Source organism: Aquaticitalea lipolytica (assembly GCF_014641635.1).
Lineage (GTDB): Bacteria > Bacteroidota > Bacteroidia > Flavobacteriales > Flavobacteriaceae > Aquaticitalea > Aquaticitalea lipolytica.
Window position 1 is genome coordinate 526,673 of record NZ_BMIC01000001.1, and the last position, 16,497, is coordinate 543,169.

13 protein-coding genes are annotated in these 16,497 nt (G+C 31.7%); 5 read left to right on the forward strand and 8 right to left on the reverse strand.

Annotation, left to right across the window (positions count from 1 at the left end):
* Positions 1 to 3 precede the first annotated feature (3 nt).
* A complete protein-coding gene (locus IEW41_RS02435) occupies positions 4 to 1,386 on the reverse strand; it encodes an MATE family efflux transporter (RefSeq protein WP_188604746.1) in 1,383 nt (460 codons plus the stop codon).
* Between the two features lie 387 nt (positions 1,387 to 1,773).
* Between IEW41_RS02435 and IEW41_RS02440 the strand changes: the two genes are divergently transcribed.
* Positions 1,774 to 2,709, forward strand: a complete 936-nt coding sequence (locus IEW41_RS02440; RefSeq protein WP_188604747.1) for a PD40 domain-containing protein — start codon at positions 1,774 to 1,776, stop codon at positions 2,707 to 2,709.
* A gap of 6 nt (positions 2,710 to 2,715) precedes the next feature.
* On the opposite strand, the gene IEW41_RS02445 is transcribed toward IEW41_RS02440, so the two are convergent.
* The 5 genes from IEW41_RS02445 to IEW41_RS02465 form a co-directional block, all read right to left on the reverse strand.
* Positions 2,716 to 3,822 (reverse strand): ATP-grasp domain-containing protein, encoded by a 1,107-nt coding sequence (locus IEW41_RS02445; RefSeq protein ID WP_188604748.1) that lies wholly within the window; start codon positions 3,820 to 3,822, stop codon positions 2,716 to 2,718.
* A 39-nt stretch (positions 3,823 to 3,861) separates the two neighbouring features.
* Positions 3,862 to 4,803 (reverse strand): NAD(P)H-dependent flavin oxidoreductase, encoded by a 942-nt coding sequence (locus tag IEW41_RS02450; protein WP_188604749.1) that lies wholly within the window; start codon positions 4,801 to 4,803, stop codon positions 3,862 to 3,864.
* Positions 4,804 to 6,411, reverse strand: coding sequence for a S8 family serine peptidase (locus IEW41_RS02455; protein WP_188604750.1), 1,608 nt, complete (start codon positions 6,409 to 6,411; stop codon positions 4,804 to 4,806).
* 32 nt (positions 6,412 to 6,443) lie between these two features.
* On the reverse strand, positions 6,444 to 7,631 hold the full coding sequence (gene mnmA, locus IEW41_RS02460; RefSeq protein WP_188604751.1) for a tRNA 2-thiouridine(34) synthase MnmA: 1,188 nt from the start codon (positions 7,629 to 7,631) through the stop codon (positions 6,444 to 6,446).
* A gap of 78 nt (positions 7,632 to 7,709) precedes the next feature.
* On the reverse strand, positions 7,710 to 8,417 hold the full coding sequence (locus IEW41_RS02465; RefSeq protein WP_188604752.1) for a toxin-antitoxin system YwqK family antitoxin: 708 nt from the start codon (positions 8,415 to 8,417) through the stop codon (positions 7,710 to 7,712).
* Positions 8,418 to 8,472: 55 nt separating this feature from the next.
* On the opposite strand from IEW41_RS02465, the gene IEW41_RS02470 reads away from it, so the two are divergent.
* Positions 8,473 to 9,453 carry a fasciclin domain-containing protein gene (locus IEW41_RS02470; RefSeq protein ID WP_188604753.1) on the forward strand — a complete coding sequence of 327 codons (981 nt, stop codon included), beginning with the start codon at positions 8,473 to 8,475 and terminating at the stop codon, positions 9,451 to 9,453.
* Positions 9,454 to 9,550: 97 nt separating this feature from the next.
* On the opposite strand, the gene yidC is transcribed toward IEW41_RS02470, so the two are convergent.
* Entirely contained in the window at positions 9,551 to 11,464 is a 1,914-nt protein-coding gene (yidC, locus tag IEW41_RS02475; RefSeq protein WP_188604754.1) for a membrane protein insertase YidC, read from the reverse strand.
* Positions 11,465 to 11,566: 102 nt separating this feature from the next.
* On the reverse strand, positions 11,567 to 13,207 hold the full coding sequence (pyrG, locus tag IEW41_RS02480) for a CTP synthase (protein WP_188604755.1): 1,641 nt from the start codon (positions 13,205 to 13,207) through the stop codon (positions 11,567 to 11,569).
* Between the two features lie 250 nt (positions 13,208 to 13,457).
* Here pyrG and IEW41_RS02485 point away from each other — a divergent pair, with 250 nt between their 5' ends.
* The 3 genes from IEW41_RS02485 (at position 13,458) to IEW41_RS02495 (ending at position 16,495) form a co-directional block, all read left to right on the forward strand.
* Positions 13,458 to 14,129, forward strand: coding sequence for a carboxypeptidase-like regulatory domain-containing protein (locus IEW41_RS02485; RefSeq protein WP_188604756.1), 672 nt, complete (start codon positions 13,458 to 13,460; stop codon positions 14,127 to 14,129).
* 15 nt (positions 14,130 to 14,144) lie between these two features.
* Positions 14,145 to 15,149 (forward strand): transglutaminase domain-containing protein, encoded by a 1,005-nt coding sequence (locus IEW41_RS02490; RefSeq protein WP_188604757.1) that lies wholly within the window; start codon positions 14,145 to 14,147, stop codon positions 15,147 to 15,149.
* Positions 15,150 to 15,259: 110 nt separating this feature from the next.
* The gene (locus IEW41_RS02495; protein ID WP_188604758.1) at positions 15,260 to 16,495 is read left to right on the forward strand and encodes a DEAD/DEAH box helicase; all 1,236 of its coding nucleotides are present in this window, start codon (positions 15,260 to 15,262) and stop codon (positions 16,493 to 16,495) included.
* Positions 16,496 to 16,497 lie beyond the last annotated feature (2 nt).

Consider the following 16,497-nt stretch of genomic DNA (forward strand, 5'->3'; position numbering starts at 1 on the left):
ATTTTAGAGTGTTTCTTTTTGTAAAATTAACTTTTTTGTCAAATAATTAAATCGAATATACAATAATATTGCAGCACTTGTTAAACCTGCTAATAACCCAAGCCATATACCAAGACTACCTAAAGCTTCTTCTTTACCGTAAAAATAGCTTACTGGAAACCCTATTAACCAATAAGAAATAAAAGTAATAACAGTTGGTATTTTAACGTCTTGAATACCTCTTAATGCTCCTAATGTAACTACTTGTAAACTATCGCTTATTTGAAATACTGCAGCTGCTATTAATAATGTTGATGCAATTGTAACAACCTCAGCTGTATCTATAGCATTAATTGGATCGTCTAGATTAACATATATTTTTGGTAAAACACTATGCAACGCCAAAAATACTATTGCAAAAATTACAGCAAAAATAATTCCTAGTAAGAATATAGATTTTGCAATACGCCTCAATTCAGTAAAATTTTGTAACCCTTTTTGATTACCAACTCTTATCATTGCTGCAACACTTAATCCTGTTGCAACCATAAATGTCATTGATGATAAGTTTAATGCTATTTGATTAGCAGCTTGAGGGTTTTTACCTAATGTACCACTTAGCCATATTGCAGATGTAAAAATGGCTACTTCAAAAAACATTTGCATTGCACTTGGAAACCCTAAATTGATAATTTTTTTAAGCATTGTAGAATTAAGCACAAAAAACTTAATATTCGTTACATAGGCTTTAGATTTATCTCTGCCTTTAAGTAACCACCATAAAAACGCAAGCATAGCAAATCTGGATACTAAAGTTCCAATTGCTGCTCCAACTATACCCATTTGCGGAAAACCAAACTTTCCAAAAATGAGAACGTAGTTTAGAATCACATTAATTATGTTAGCTAAAATGGTAGCATACATTGGATATTTAGTTAACGAAAGTCCGTCGCTAAATTGTTTAAATCCTTGAAATATTATTAAAGGCACTAATGACAAACCTACTAAATCTAAATACGGAATAGCTAGTATTACAACTTCTTCAGGTTGGTCCATAGCATACATTAATGGTTTAGCAAGTAATAATCCAGCAAACAATAATAAGCTTAAAACAGTGCATAAAAACAAACCATGCTTAAATGATGATTTTCCTTTTTCAAAATCCTTCTCAGAATCTGCTTCTGCTACTAGAGGTGTAATAGCTGTAGAAAAACCAATACCAATAGACATAGCAATAAAAATAAAACTATTACCTAGAGACACAGCAGCTAACTCGGCCGAACCTAATTGACCAACCATAATATTATCAACCAAACTTACAAAAGTATGTCCAAGCATGCCTAGCATAACTGGTGTTGCTAATTTTAAGTTGTACTTAAATTCTCTAGTATATTCTGAAAAATTCACTCTGTGTTTTTAGAAGGGCAAAGGTAGTTTTTTGGAGTTTTTTAAAACTATATTAATGTTAGTTTTTTTTAATTACTATTCAATATGCTTAAAACAGCAAAAAAATAAAAATTGTTAATAAGTAAGAATAATATTATTTTACTAAAACTCTACAAATCAATATTTTTGAAAATAGAACAGTATTGTTTTGTTTTAAAAATACTACAAAATCAATTTAGTACTGTTAGAAACTTTTGGCTATTATTTTAGAGGGATTAAAAATTTTTGTCGCAATAAAGTTTCAAGCAAAAAGGGGAAGTCTTTTCCCCTTTTGTTTTTTAAATTAACATATCTTTAAAGTTATTAAGGTAATGTGTTTTGTAAATTGCTGAAACAATTACCATTACTATGAAGCTTATTTTTACTTTCTTACTATTAACATTTAGCACTTATTTATTTCCTCAATCGGAAATAAGCAAAGTCGAGCCCTTTTTAGCATCAATTATATCACAATTTCCTAATGTTAGAGATATTGCAATTAGTAATGACAAAAACGAGGTTGTTTTTTCTGCACAGAGTTATATGGGAGATCTCTCGGCATTAATAAGTGTAAAAAAGACCAATAATACATGGAGCACGCCAGAAATCGTATCGTTCTCTGGTCAGTTTTTTGATTTGGAACCTTATTTTTCTAGTGATGGATTAACACTTTATTTTGTTTCAAACAGACCTTTAGATAGCTCTTTAAGCACCATTAAAGATTTCGATATTTGGTATGTTAAAAGAGATAATTTGAATAGTAAATGGTCTTCACCTATAAACATGGGATCGCCTATAAACACAGTAATGGATGAGTTTTATCCAGTAATTACTGACTCTGGAAATTTGTATTTTACATTAGATAACCAAGCCTTGAAACAAAAAGACAATATTTATGTTAGTGAGTTTATTAATGGTAAATATACAGAGCCTAAACAATTAAGCTCGTCTATAAACTCTGATGGTTATGAGTTTAATGCTTTTGTGGCTCGTGATGAATCGTACATAATATATACGTGTTATAATAGAGAAGGTGGATTTGGAAGTGGTGATTTATATATAAGTTACAAATCTGACAATGGCGATTGGACGCCTTCTAAAAACATGGGAGATAAAATTAATTCTGACAAGATGGATTATTGTCCATTTGTAGATGAAACATCTAACACTTTATACTTTACAAGTAAACGTAATTCTGTATTGACAACTTCTGAAAAGCAACTAACTACTGTAGACTTATTAGCCAAATTTAACACCTATGAAAATGGGTTGAGTAGGCTATATAAAGTATTATTAAATGACTAAAGCTTTTTAAAAAAGATGTCTTTTTGACCATTCAATAAATTTATATAATGTAGGTGTTGGATCGGTTAAAACAGATTTTGTTTCAGTATTATTTAATATAAAATTAAGGTTAAAAATAAAACTAGGATGCTTTTTTATATATTTTAAAACACCTTTAAAGCGCATATAATCAATATGTTTATATGCTTTAGTTTCGATATTGTTATTTTTTGCTAATTCACATACTAATAAAGGAAAATTCACACCTGCAAATTTAGATGCTTCTACACTTCCCCAAAAACGCGCATTAATTTCTAACACATAATATGTTTTGGTTTTATTATCAAAACGTAAATCTATATGTGCAACACCAGACCAATTTAAAGTTTTCATTAAATGCTCAACAATTCTAAAAACATCATCATTTTCAACAAACGTTACTCCTAGGTGTGGAGCGTAAGGAGAATGTCCTGGCAAATATCCTTTTTGAATTGTATGAGTAAGTATTTCTCCATTTAAACAAAGCACGCTACAATCTATGTCATAACCATTAATATACTCCTGAATAAAATAACCTTCTTCGCTAGGATTCTCAGAAATATAAGATTGTAAATTAACTTTACTATTAAATTTTATAATGCCATCTCCACCCTTTTGTTTTAGAGGTTTTAAAAGCACAGGAAAATTAACAACATCATTATTATTTACTAATGAGTCTAAATCTTTAATAAAAAGTGAATTAGGATAAGGTATATTATTCTCAACAGAAAAATCACCTAGCTTTCGTTTATTAATTGCTATATCAAAAGAAGTCCAATTAGGTAAGGAAATCAATTTAGCTTTGCTTGAAATGAGTTTTATATTTTTGATAAAAAAACCAATTTCTGCTTCGGCAATAGGAACAACAATATCAATGTTGTTGTCTTCAATTTCTTTATTAATAATATTTATCCAAGAAGTATCATCAGCTTTTGGATAAAACTTGTAATAATCTGTATATCTTGAAAATTTTGTTGCAGTTCTTTTTTTATTAGATAAAACAAATAAACGTATATCAGATTGTTCTGCTAAACAATTAATAACAGATAATGCCCAAGTACTATTACCATCAGGAATTAATACATTCATTGTCATTGAGTGATAATGTTATTCGCTTTTGTGTATATACCAATTCTATAAAGACTGGGCTTTTTCTTTAGCCGCATTAAACTCAACAATCAAATCGTCAACTATTTGTGCTGCTGGTTTTATATCATGAATAAGTCCTGCAATCTGACCTATTTCTAATTCTCCATCTTCTAAATCGCCTTCAAACATGCCTCGCTTAGCTCTTGCTCTTCCTAGTAATGCTTTTAATTCATCAACAGTTGGGCCTTTTTTATAAAGCTCTTGCAACTCATTATAAAATTTATTTTTAAGCATTCTTACAGGTGCTAATTCTTTTAGTGTTAAATGTGTATCACCTTCTTTTGCATCTACAACCATTTTCTTAAATAATTGATGTGAAGAGGCTTCTTCACAAGCCACAAATCGGCTTCCAACCTGAACACCATCTGCTCCAAGAATCATAACAGCTAACATTGCACTTCCTGTTGCAATACCTCCAGCAGCAATTAAAGGAATTTGCAATTGCTCCTTTACCATTGGTATTAAGGTTAACGTAGTAGTTTCCTCTCTTCCATTATGTCCTCCAGCTTCAAATCCTTCAGCTACAACTGCATCTACTCCTGCTTCTTGTGCCTTTAGTGCAAACTTTACGCTACTAACAACGTGCACAACAGTAATACCTCTTTCTTTTAACCATACAGTCCATGTTTTAGGGTTTCCTGCAGATGTAAAAACAATTTTAACACCTTCTTCAACAATTATATCCATAATCTCTTCAATATTAGGATATAGCATTGGCACATTCACACCAAAAGGTTTATCGGTCGCTTTTTTACATTTTTGAATATGCTCTCGTAGCACTTCGGGATACATTGAGCCTGCTCCTATTAATCCTAAAGCTCCAGCGTTGCTTGCAGCTGACGCTAATCTCCAACCACTTGCCCAAATCATTCCTGCTTGAATTATTGGGTATTTAATATTGAAGAGGGTCGTAATTTTATTAGACATTTACGATTTAATTAGTTTAAGGGTTTTTGAATTTTTGTTAGAACTGATTGACAACATATATAATCCAGAAGAAAAAGAACTAACATCTACTGAACTATTAAGTTCGGATAGTTTTTGTTGTAAAACAACTTTTCCAAGTACATTGTAAATAGTAACTTCTGTATTTTCTGAAACAGAAGACAACTGTACATAAAGAATATCGTTTACTGGGTTTGGATAAATTTTAGACTGTACCGTTTCAAATTCTATAACTGATAATGCTAAATTTAAAGCCATTTGCATATCTGGAATTCCGTAGCCCAAGAAATAATCTGGTGTTGAGTATTGAGACGCTGACTGCCTTATAAATTGCTTTATTTGATTTGGAGACATTGATGGTAATGCTTGCATTAAACATGCGATAGCTCCAGCCATAATAGGTGAGCTAAACGAAGTACCATTACTTGTTGTTATATTATCGCTTTGGTTTATAACATAAGGTCCTGCAGCTTGCGCAACAACATCTGGCTTTAAAGTGGGTTGCGATGCATCACCGCGTGAGCTAAACGACGCATAGTTACCGCTTGCATCTACACCTCCAATAGAAAAAACTCCTGCTGCATCTGCTGGAGCTCCAACTATTTGCCAAGAGCCTGCACCAGAATTTCCTGCAGAATTAACAACCAAAATTCCTTTTTCTGCTGCAATATTTGCTCCTTTTGTAATAAAAGCTGTTAAACCATTCATATCACTTGGTGTATAGCTGTAATTAGGATTATCGTAAGTAGTATAACCTAATGACGAGTTAATAATATTTACACCTAGACTATCTGCTCGTTCAGCAGCTTCAACCCAATAACTCTCCTCTACAGGGTTTTCAGTAGCTGCATCTTCGGTTCTAAATAAATAATAAGACGCATCTGGAGCAGTACCAACAAACTGATCTTGCACAAAACCTGCCATATCACTTAACACTAAAGTTCCGTGACTATTTCCTGTGTAAGCATAAACATTAGATGTACGATTAACAAAGTCATAACCATTCAATAAATCATTATTATCTCTTAATCGCTGAAAAGCAGACATAGTATTTACATTAGGAAATCCTGCATCTAACACAGCTATTGTAATACCATCACCTGTATAATCAGAAACATGTAAGTTATCTAGATTAATCATATCTATTTGCACTTGAGAATTTCCGTATACAAAATTGATGAGTGCTTCTTCGGTATCAAATTTACTTTGTTGTACTGAAGGTCTTCCTGTGTTTAGACTTTTATCAGCAAAATCTATATAATCTACAAAACTTAAAACTGTTAATGCATTAATGTCGGCTTCACTTCCTCTTACATGTACAGCATTAAACCATTTTGACTTAGCCAAAACAGTTATTCCTATTTGAGCCTTTAATTGTGTTATATAACTTTCAGTAACTGGTACATCACGAGCATCAATAACAACACCTTGAGCATTTTTTCTATCTATAGCTTTCTGTGTAAGTATGGTTATTGGATTAGAAATTGATGCTGCAACATTTTCTTTATCTGTAAGATAAATCCATGCATCTTGTTGCGAATACATTAAGCTTTGAAAAAGCAAGCTTAATAATAGTATTTTCTTTTTCATTGTCTACAATTTGGGAAAATTATAGATGCAATTTATGAAATAACTCCCGAACCAACTAATTCGTCGTTTAAATACCAAGCGACAAACTGTCCTTCGGTTATTGCTGATTGCGCATTTTCAAATTCTACATACAAACCACTATCAACTTTATGAAGTATTGCATTCTGAAGTGGCTGACGATATCTAATACGTGCTTTAACCCTCATAGTCTCATCAACTTTTAAAGCTAAATCTTCACGTATCCAATGTAGTTCGTCTTCAGTTACAAACAGTGCTTTTTTTAACAAACCTGGATGCTCTTTACCTTGACCTGTATATATAATATTATCAGTAACATCAGTATCAATAACAAAAAGAGGCTCTGCAGTACCACCAACAGCCAATCCTTTACGCTGTCCTTTTGTGAAATAATGTGCGCCTTGATGCTTACCTACTATTGTTCCATCTGTAACTGAATACTCAATCTTACGAGTTAGATATTGAAGTTTTTCTCTTGTTGAATTAAATATGGGTTCAGTTTGATTATAATAGTTTTTATCTTCAGGAATTTCTACAATAACTCCTTCTTTTGGTTTTAGTTGCTGTTGAAGAAACTCAGGTAAACGCACTTTGCCTATAAAGCACAATCCTTGAGAATCTTTTTTATCTGCAGTTACCAAATCTAATTTAGTTGCTATTTCTCTTACCTCTGGCTTTGTAAGTTCGCCTATTGGAAATAATGACTTAGATAATTGCTCTTGCGATAATTGGCAAAGAAAATAAGATTGGTCTTTATTATTATCGACTCCAGAAAGTAACTGATATACTTCTTTTCCTTCTTTTTGAATTGTTCCTTTTCTGCAATAGTGTCCTGTTGCTACAAAATCGGCTCCTAAATCGAGAGCAATTTTCATAAAAACATCAAACTTTATTTCTCTATTACAAAGCACATCAGGATTTGGTGTTCTCCCTTTTTGGTATTCGTTGAACATATAATCAACTATACGCTCTTTATATTGTTCACTTAAATCGACAGTTTGAAAAGGAATACCTAGCTTATCTGCTACTAACATTGCATCATTACTATCGTCTAACCAAGGGCATTCATTAGAAATAGTAACAGAATCGTCATGCCAGTTTTTCATAAACAAGCCAATAACTTCATAGCCTTGCTCCTTTAACAGATAAGCAGCAACGCTTGAATCTACACCTCCAGAAAGTCCTACTATTACTCTTTTCATAATGCAAAATTAAGAAATAAAAAAAAGCAACCTATTAAAGTTGCTATTATAAATTGTTATACTAATTATAGGTTTTAGCTATTGTTTAATTGGGTTTTTACTGTAAGTAGTATAATCCTTTTCTTCTTTAAATTTACCATCTTCATAGTATTTCCAGATACCATGCTTTTGGTCGTTTTTATAATTCCCTTCTGCAAGTATTTCTCCTTTATCATTATAGTATTTAGAAAGCCCATGCAAAAGTCCATTTTTATATGTAAACTCTTTTACAACTATACCTTCTGGTGAGTACCAAGTAGAAATACTATCTATTTTACCATCAACATAAATTGATTTCTCTGCAATTTTACCATCTTCATAATACACAAATTTCTCTCCTTCTAAAAGTCCTTTATTATTATAAAACTCTGTAGACAAAATACCTTTTGATTTATTATGGTAATAAACCCACTTTCCAATGAAGAGTTTATCTCTCATCATTCCTTCACTAATAAGTTTGCCTGTTGAAGCATAAAATTTTACTATAATAGTATCATCATTTGGATTGAATTCTCGTGTAGCACTGAGCTTACTCTTCTTTTCAACAAGCTTATAAAACTTAAAAATTCCTACTTCTTTTCCATGGTCAAAAGTACCTTCATAACGCGGTTGGTCAGTACCTTCAAAGTTCTTTTTCCATAGGCCATGACGCTCTCCGTTTGCATCAAATTGATTAATACTCTGCGCATTAACATTTGTTAAAACTAATGTTAAAATTATAACGAAATATATTTTTTGTTTAATCATTTTGTAAATTTGTTAGACAAAATATTTATTTTAACTCTATTTAAAACTCAAAAAAATGAAAATTATTTCAAAAATCTCAAAAATCACACCAATACTAGCACTAGTGGTATTGATGTTATCATGCAGTGATGATGATGTTAACACTCAACAAGAGTTCAACATTGTTGAAACTGCATTAGCAAGCCCAAATTTAAGCAATCTTGTCGCTGCTTTACAAGCTGCTGATGGAAATTTAGTAAATGTTTTAAGTGGTGAAGGTCCATTTACAGTTCTTGCACCAACAAACGAAGCATTTGCAACTTTTTTATCAGATAATGGTTTTGCAAGTTTAAGCGAAGTACCTACTGATGTACTTTCTCAAATTTTATTAAATCATGTAATCTCTGGAAATGTAACTTCAACAGATTTAATTTCTGCTGGATCTGGATATGCAAATACAAGTGCAACAGGTCCAGGAAACAATAATTTAAGCTTATATTTTAATACTACAAATGGCGTGAGATTTAATGGTGTATCATCTGTAACAAATGCTGATATTATGGCCACTAATGGTACTATTCATATAGCAGATGCTGTGATAGGTTTACCAACTGTTGTTGATTTTGCTTTAGCTAATCCAGCATTATCTAATTTAGTTGCCGCATTACAATCAGCAGATTCTCAATCGACATCACCAAATTTAATAGGAACTCTATCAGGAAACGGTCCTTTTACAGTTTTTGCACCAACTGATACTGCATTTGGAAATTTATTACTGGAATTAGACCCAAGTGGAAATACTACTTTAGGCGATATACCTCCTTCTACTGTTGAAGCAGTATTAACATATCATGTAGTAGGCGCTAATGTAACTTCGTCACAATTAAGTAGTGGAACAGTTTCTACTCTTGGTGGAAATGTTACTGTTAATGCAACAAATTTTACAATTACTGACCCAAATGATAGAGTTAGTGGCATTATTACATCATTAGTAGATATACAAGCTATAAATGGTGTAGTGCATGCAATTGACAAAGTGATTTTACCTCCACAATAGTGGAATATTGATAGTTTTTTACCTTTATTGATTAATTTAGTTAGCAAAGAAAAGCCTCTGAAAATTCAGAGGCTTTTTGATTTATTATATTATATAATTATTTTTTCCTTTTTTGTTGCGCTTGTTTTTGTTGTTCTGCCTGCTCCATCATTTCTGCCATTTTCTTCTGAAAACGATTTTGCTTTTTAGGTTTCGCTTTATTTACTTGTATTTGCGCATGAATTTTATCTTCATCTAGTATGTAGTTTTTAATCACTAACATAATACCAATACTAATAAGGTTTGAGATAAAGTAATACAAACTCAATCCTGATGCGTACTGATTAAAGAAAACCAACATTAATATTGGTGAGAAGTAAATCATAACCTTCATTATTTTACTCATATCTGGCATTCCTTCTTGAGTTGGTTGTGATGCCATTTGATCTCCTGTTGTCATTTTCATATAGAAGAAAATAGCAACTGCTGCCAATATTGGAAATAAACTTACGTGGTCTCCATAAAATGGTATGTTAAATGGTAGATTTGCAACTACATCATAAGATGATAAATCGTCTGCCCAAAGAAACTTTTTCTGACGTAAAGCAAACGCTGTTGGGAAAAACATAAACAAAGCGTAGAATACAGGAATTTGCATTAAACCAGGCAAACACCCACTCAATGGGCTTGCTCCTGCTTTATTTTGCAGTGCCATTGTTTCTTGTTGAGCTTTTAATTTGTTGTCTTTATATTTTGCACGTATAGCATCTAACTCAGGCTTTAAAACTCTCATTTTAGCTTGAGATAAAAACTGCTTATATTGTACAAATGATAATACAATTTTAATTAAAATGGTCATGACAATAATGGCAATACCATAAGACATATATGAGCTTAAGAAGCTAAATAATGGAATAAATAATGCTTTGTTTATCCAACCAAAAATTCCCCAACCAAAAGGAATACTTTCCTCTAAATCTTCATTGTATTGCTTAAGTATTTTGCTATCTGTTGGTCCAAAATACAGTTTTAATGACTCATTAATTTCTCCTGCTTGTGTTTGTAATGCAAATTTAGATTGAAACTGTTTGGTATAAACAGTATCGATATCTTCATTTTGTACTAAATCTTTAGAAATAAGTCTAGCACTTTTTATTGGTTTATCTGCAACTAATATTGTACTGAAAAAATGCTGTCTGTATGACAACCAATTAACATCAGTTTCTGTTTCTTCATCTTCACCAGCTTGAGCTAATTTGTCAATCTTATTTTTATTGTCATGCTGATAGGTTAAACGCGTATAACGGTTTTCGTAACTTATACTTTGATCATGACGTTTAGTTTTAAGCTTCCAATCTAAATTTACATCTTGTGATGTATTAATTACATTATTCAATCCTTGAGAACGGATTGTGAAATTCATCATATAATTATTTGGAAGAATCTCATAACGATACTCTAAAAACTCACTTTCAGATACTTTTAGTTTCATAGAAACTACTGTATTTTCACCATTTTTAGTAACCGTTGGTTGAAAGTATAAATCTTGAGTATTTAAGTTTCTGTTATCTGTTGTTGCAAACGACAGATTAAATGCTGTGTTTTTATTATTGATTAAGTAAATAGGAACAGAATCATAATCTACAAACTCGTTTAATTTAACTTCAGAAAGATAACCTCCTTTATTACTAAATTTTAGAGTCAAAACTCCATTTTCGACAGTTGTTACATTATCTGTAGCTGAAGGTAATGTAGACGCATAAGCAAAGGCTCCTAATTTATTTTTTAAACTTAAAAGCTTTAATGAGTCTGCTGCCGAAGTGTTTGAATAATCACTAGCTGTTGTTTCAAAAGTGTCTTTTTTCTTTTTAGCTTCGTTAGCTTTCTCTTTAGCTTCTACTTGCTCTTGTTTTGCTTTTTCAGCTGCTAATTCTTCAGGAGTTGGCTGATTTTGCCAAAGCATAAATAATAATATCCCAAAGATTAATATAAATCCGATGGTGGAGTTAAGATCAAATTTTTTTTCTTCCATGTATTCTGTTCGTTCAGTTTAATAAGGTTCTTTAAATCGCACACCAAAAACTTCTGGTGATTGTAAAAGAATGTGAATAGTGTATCAAAAAACTATCCAATATTAATTTTGTGCCATACTGACACTATTTTTGTCTTTTTTAAAATTTAATGCTGCTTTAACAAATGCCACAAATAATGGATGTGGATTTGCAACAGTACTCTTATATTCAGGATGATACTGCACGCCTACAAACCAATTATGAGTTGGTATTTCAACAATCTCAACCAAATTTGTGTCAGGATTAAACCCTGTTGCTATCATTCCTGCTTCTTCAATTTGCTTCTGATAATCATTATTAAATTCATAACGGTGTCTATGACGCTCTTTTATATTTTCTGTTTTATATATGTCTTTAGCAAGGCTTCCTTCAGTAAGTTTACAATCCCAAGCACCTAAACGCATAGTTCCTCCTTTATCTGTAATTGTTTTTTGAGATTCCATTAAATCAATAACAGGATGTTCGGTATCAGCATCCATTTCGGTAGAATTAGCATTTTTCAATCCAAGTACATTACGTGAATATTCGATAACTGCCATTTGCATACCTAAACAAATTCCAAAAAACGGAATATTGTGCTCTCTTACATATCGTACAGCTTCAATTTTACCTTCAATACCTCTTTCTCCAAAACCTGGTGCTACTAATACACCATGCAAATGCCCTAATTTTTTAGCTACATTTTTTGGTGTTAAATATTCAGAGTGTATCGACTCTACTTTTACTTTTACTTCGTTTTCTGCACCTGCATGAATAAAAGCTTCTAGTATAGATTTATAAGAATCTTGTAATTCTACGTATTTACCAATAAGCCCAATAGTGACTTCACCTTTTGGGTTTTTATGACGCTCTAAAAACTGATTCCATTGAGTTAAGTTAGGTTCATCACTTTTAAGATTTAGCTTTTTAAGCACAACCTTATCTAAACCTTCATCTAACATTAAATTTGGCACATCGTAAATGGTTGATGCATCAATAGATTGTATGACAGCTTCTTCGCGTACATTACAAAACTTAGCAAGCTTACTTCTTAAATCTTCAGGTAATTCATGCTCTGTTCTGCAAACTAAAATATCAGCCATCACTCCACTCTCCATCAATGTTTTTACACTGTGTTGTGTTGGTTTTGTTTTTAATTCGCCAGCAGCAGATAGGTAAGGAACAAGAGTTAAATGAATTACAATTGCATTGTTTTCACCTAAGTCCCATTTTAGCTGACGTACAGCTTCAATATATGGTAACGACTCAATATCACCAACAGTACCTCCAATTTCTGTGATAACTATATCATAATCGCCAGATTTTCCTAAAATCTGAACACGATGCTTTATCTCATCGGTAATATGCGGAATAACCTGAACTGTTTTCCCAAGAAACTCTCCACGACGTTCTTTTTCGATAACGCTTTGGTAAATACGACCTGTAGTAACGTTGTTAGACTGGCTTGTTGGCACATTTAAAAAACGCTCATAATGACCTAAGTCTAAATCGGTTTCGGCGCCATCATCAGTAACATAGCACTCGCCATGCTCGTAAGGATTTAAAGTTCCTGGATCGACATTAATGTAAGGGTCTAATTTTTGAATTGTAGTTCTATAACCTTGTGCTTGAAGTAATTTGGCTAAAGACGCTGCGATAATCCCTTTACCAAGTGAGGATGTTACACCTCCAGTTACAAATATGTATTTTGTAGTCGTTGTCATGTTGCGTTGTTAAACGCAGGCAAATTTACAAAATTTAAATAGTTATTATGGTATCATTTTTTAGTTAATTAATCATGAAATAGCAATTATGATAAAAGCAAAACAAAACTTCACTTAGCAAAATGTTTTTTACAAACTCATTCAGAGTGATGCTTTACTCATTAAAAGGGTTAGTTAACTAATTGTTCATTTTAAATTATATAATTGATGTATAGGTTTGATGTATATAAACAATCTAAAATCAATTATTATGAACTCTCAATTTAACTTAAACATTAAAACACCTTGCTCAGAAAACTTCAATAAATTTTCGCCAACTCCAGGAGGCGGATTTTGTGGCTCTTGTAAAAAAGAAGTTATTGACTTTACAAAAATGAATGCTCAAGAAACTATCACGTATTTTAAAAATCATAGTACTCAAAATACTTGCGGAAGATTTAAAAATACTCAACTAAAAACTTATACACAGAAGAGAAAAAAGCTAAGCTTTTTGAGTAGTGTTGGCATTGCATGCTTATCAGTACTTTCAATATTTACTGCACAAGCTCAAGATACTAAAAAACAGAAAGTGTCATTAGACAGCAATACTAAAGAGGTTAACGTTTCTGAGTTTCAAAAAAGCTTTATTGTAAAAGGAAATGTCTCAGACGAATCTATACCATTACCAGGTGTTAATATTCTTTTAGAAGGCACAACAACAGGTACAACAACCGATTTTGATGGCAATTTTCAATTTCCTATAAAACTTAAAAAAGGAGATGTTTTAGTCTTCAGCTATATTGGAATGGAATCGCAAAAAGTAACAATTATGAATGAAAACTCTGCTAGTAACATTGAGTTAAAAATTGACATGAAAATGGACTCATGCTTTATTATGGGTAAAGTTGCTGTAAAAGAAGTTTATAAATCTAAAAGAAATTAATAAAAATAGCTTCTTATGAAAAATGTATTCGCTTACTTTTTTATTTTCTTTATTAGTATAGGTTATGCGCAAGTATCAGATTTTAATACTGTTAACTTTACTAGAGCTGATAATATTGCCAAATTAAATGAAGGCTATAGCTTAGAAAATCTTCCTCTACTTGCGCATAATCTTACTTACAACTTACCAACAGATGTAGAAAAATTCAGAGCAATTTACACTTGGGTTTGTAACAATATAAAAAGTGACATAAGACAAGATGATATAGTTACAAACAAAAGAAAGAAGCTTAAAAACGATAGCATTGCTTACATAAAATGGAATAATGAATACAAAAAAATTGCTTTTAAAAAACTATTAAAACATAAGAAAACCATGTGTACAGGTTATGCTTATTTAATAAAAGAGTTATGTTTTTTAGCCAACATTGAATGTAAAATTATAGATGGTTATGGAAGAACCGTAAACTCAAATGTAGACGCATTAGATATGGCAAATCATTCTTGGAATGCAGTAAAACTGAATAACAAATGGTATTTGTGTGATGCAACATGGTCTAGTGGATATTCCTCTAATAGAATTTTTATTAAAGATTATAATGATGGCTACTTTTTAACAGACCCTGTTTTATTTGCAAAAAATCATTATCCACTAGACAAAAAATGGTTGCTTTATAATACAACAACCGAAATGGATTTTGTTACCTCTCCTTTGGTTTATGGCGAAACTTTTGAGCACAAAATAATTCCTATAAGCCCACAACAAATGAGTGTGAAAACAAAAATAAATTCTGAAATTGATTTTAGTTTTAAAACACTTAAAGAAACAGATAACAATACTATTTCGCTAGTTTACTATCTAGGAACTAAAGAATATGCTTTCAGTATTTATGATGTTAAAAATGAAAATGGTTTCGTTGAATTTAAAAACAAATTCACAAAAAAGGGTTCGTACGATGTACATCTAAAAATAGGAAATGATGTAGTTGCAACTTATACTATAATGATAACAAAGAGTTAAGCTATAATTAATTTATGTTTTATTAACTACTATTAAATTACCTCAGAGTGAATCAAAACTAAAAAATCAATCTTCAACTTTTAAGTTATCTTTGCATCAAATTAGTACAGATGTCATTTAAAGATTTACAACTTAACAAGCCTATTTTAAAAGCCATTGAAGATGCTGGCTATATAGATCCAACTTTAGTTCAAGAAAAAACCATCCCTTTGGTTTTAGGCAAAAAAGATGTGATTACCTCAGCGCAAACAGGTACAGGTAAAACAGCTGCTTTTGCATTACCAATCTTACAATTATTATTTGATAAACAAGATGCTCCTAAAAAAGGAAAAAAAATAAGAGCTTTAGTAATTAGTCCAACGCGTGAGTTGGCTGTTCAAATTGGTGAAAATTTTAAAACTTATGGCAAAAACACAAACTTACGAAGTACAGTTGTTTTTGGTGGTACGAGCATAGAGCCTCAAATAGATGTATTAAAAAAAGGTGTCGACATTTTAGTCGCTACTCCTGGTCGTTTGCTCGATTTACATAAACAAGATTATATTAACCTCGATCATATTGAAATATTAGTACTCGACGAAGCCGATTTAATGTTAGACATGGGCTTTATTGATGATGTTAAAAAAGTAGAGCGTTTATGTCCTGAAACTAAGCAAACCTTGTTGTTTTCGGCAACTATGCCTTTTAAAGTTGAACAACTAGCTAATAGTATTTTAAAGTCCCCAGAGCGTATTGAAGTAACGCCAACCTCATCTGCTGCCAAAGATGTAAGTCAGATATTATATTACGTACCAAAACGCAATAAAATTGAGTTGTGCTTACACTTACTTCGTAATACTATTAAAGGTAGTATCTTAATTTTTAGACGTACTAAATTTGGCGTTGATAAGCTTGAACAAACCCTTATAAAAAACGGTTATAAAGTAGAAACTCTTCATGGAGACAAAGCTCAAAGTGATAGGCAAACAGCTTTAAACAAATTCAAAAATGGCTATGTAAATATATTGATTGCAACAGATGTTGCTGCTCGTGGTATAGATATTAACGAGTTAGATGCTGTTGTAAATTTTGATATGCCTAATGTACCAGAAACTTACGTACATAGAATAGGTAGAACAGGGCGTGCAGGAAATGTAGGAACTGCACATTCGTTTTGCTCTGCTGACGAAAAAGCATACATAAAAACCATACAGCAACTTATAAATGTTCAAATTCCTGTTGAAGACGAACATCCTTATCCATTAGATCCAAAAGCAAAGCCTATTGTGCACAAAAAACAAGGCAGCAAACATAAAAAAGGCCGTAAAGGTGAAGGTTCTAAAAAGAATAAAAAACGTTGGTATTAAAC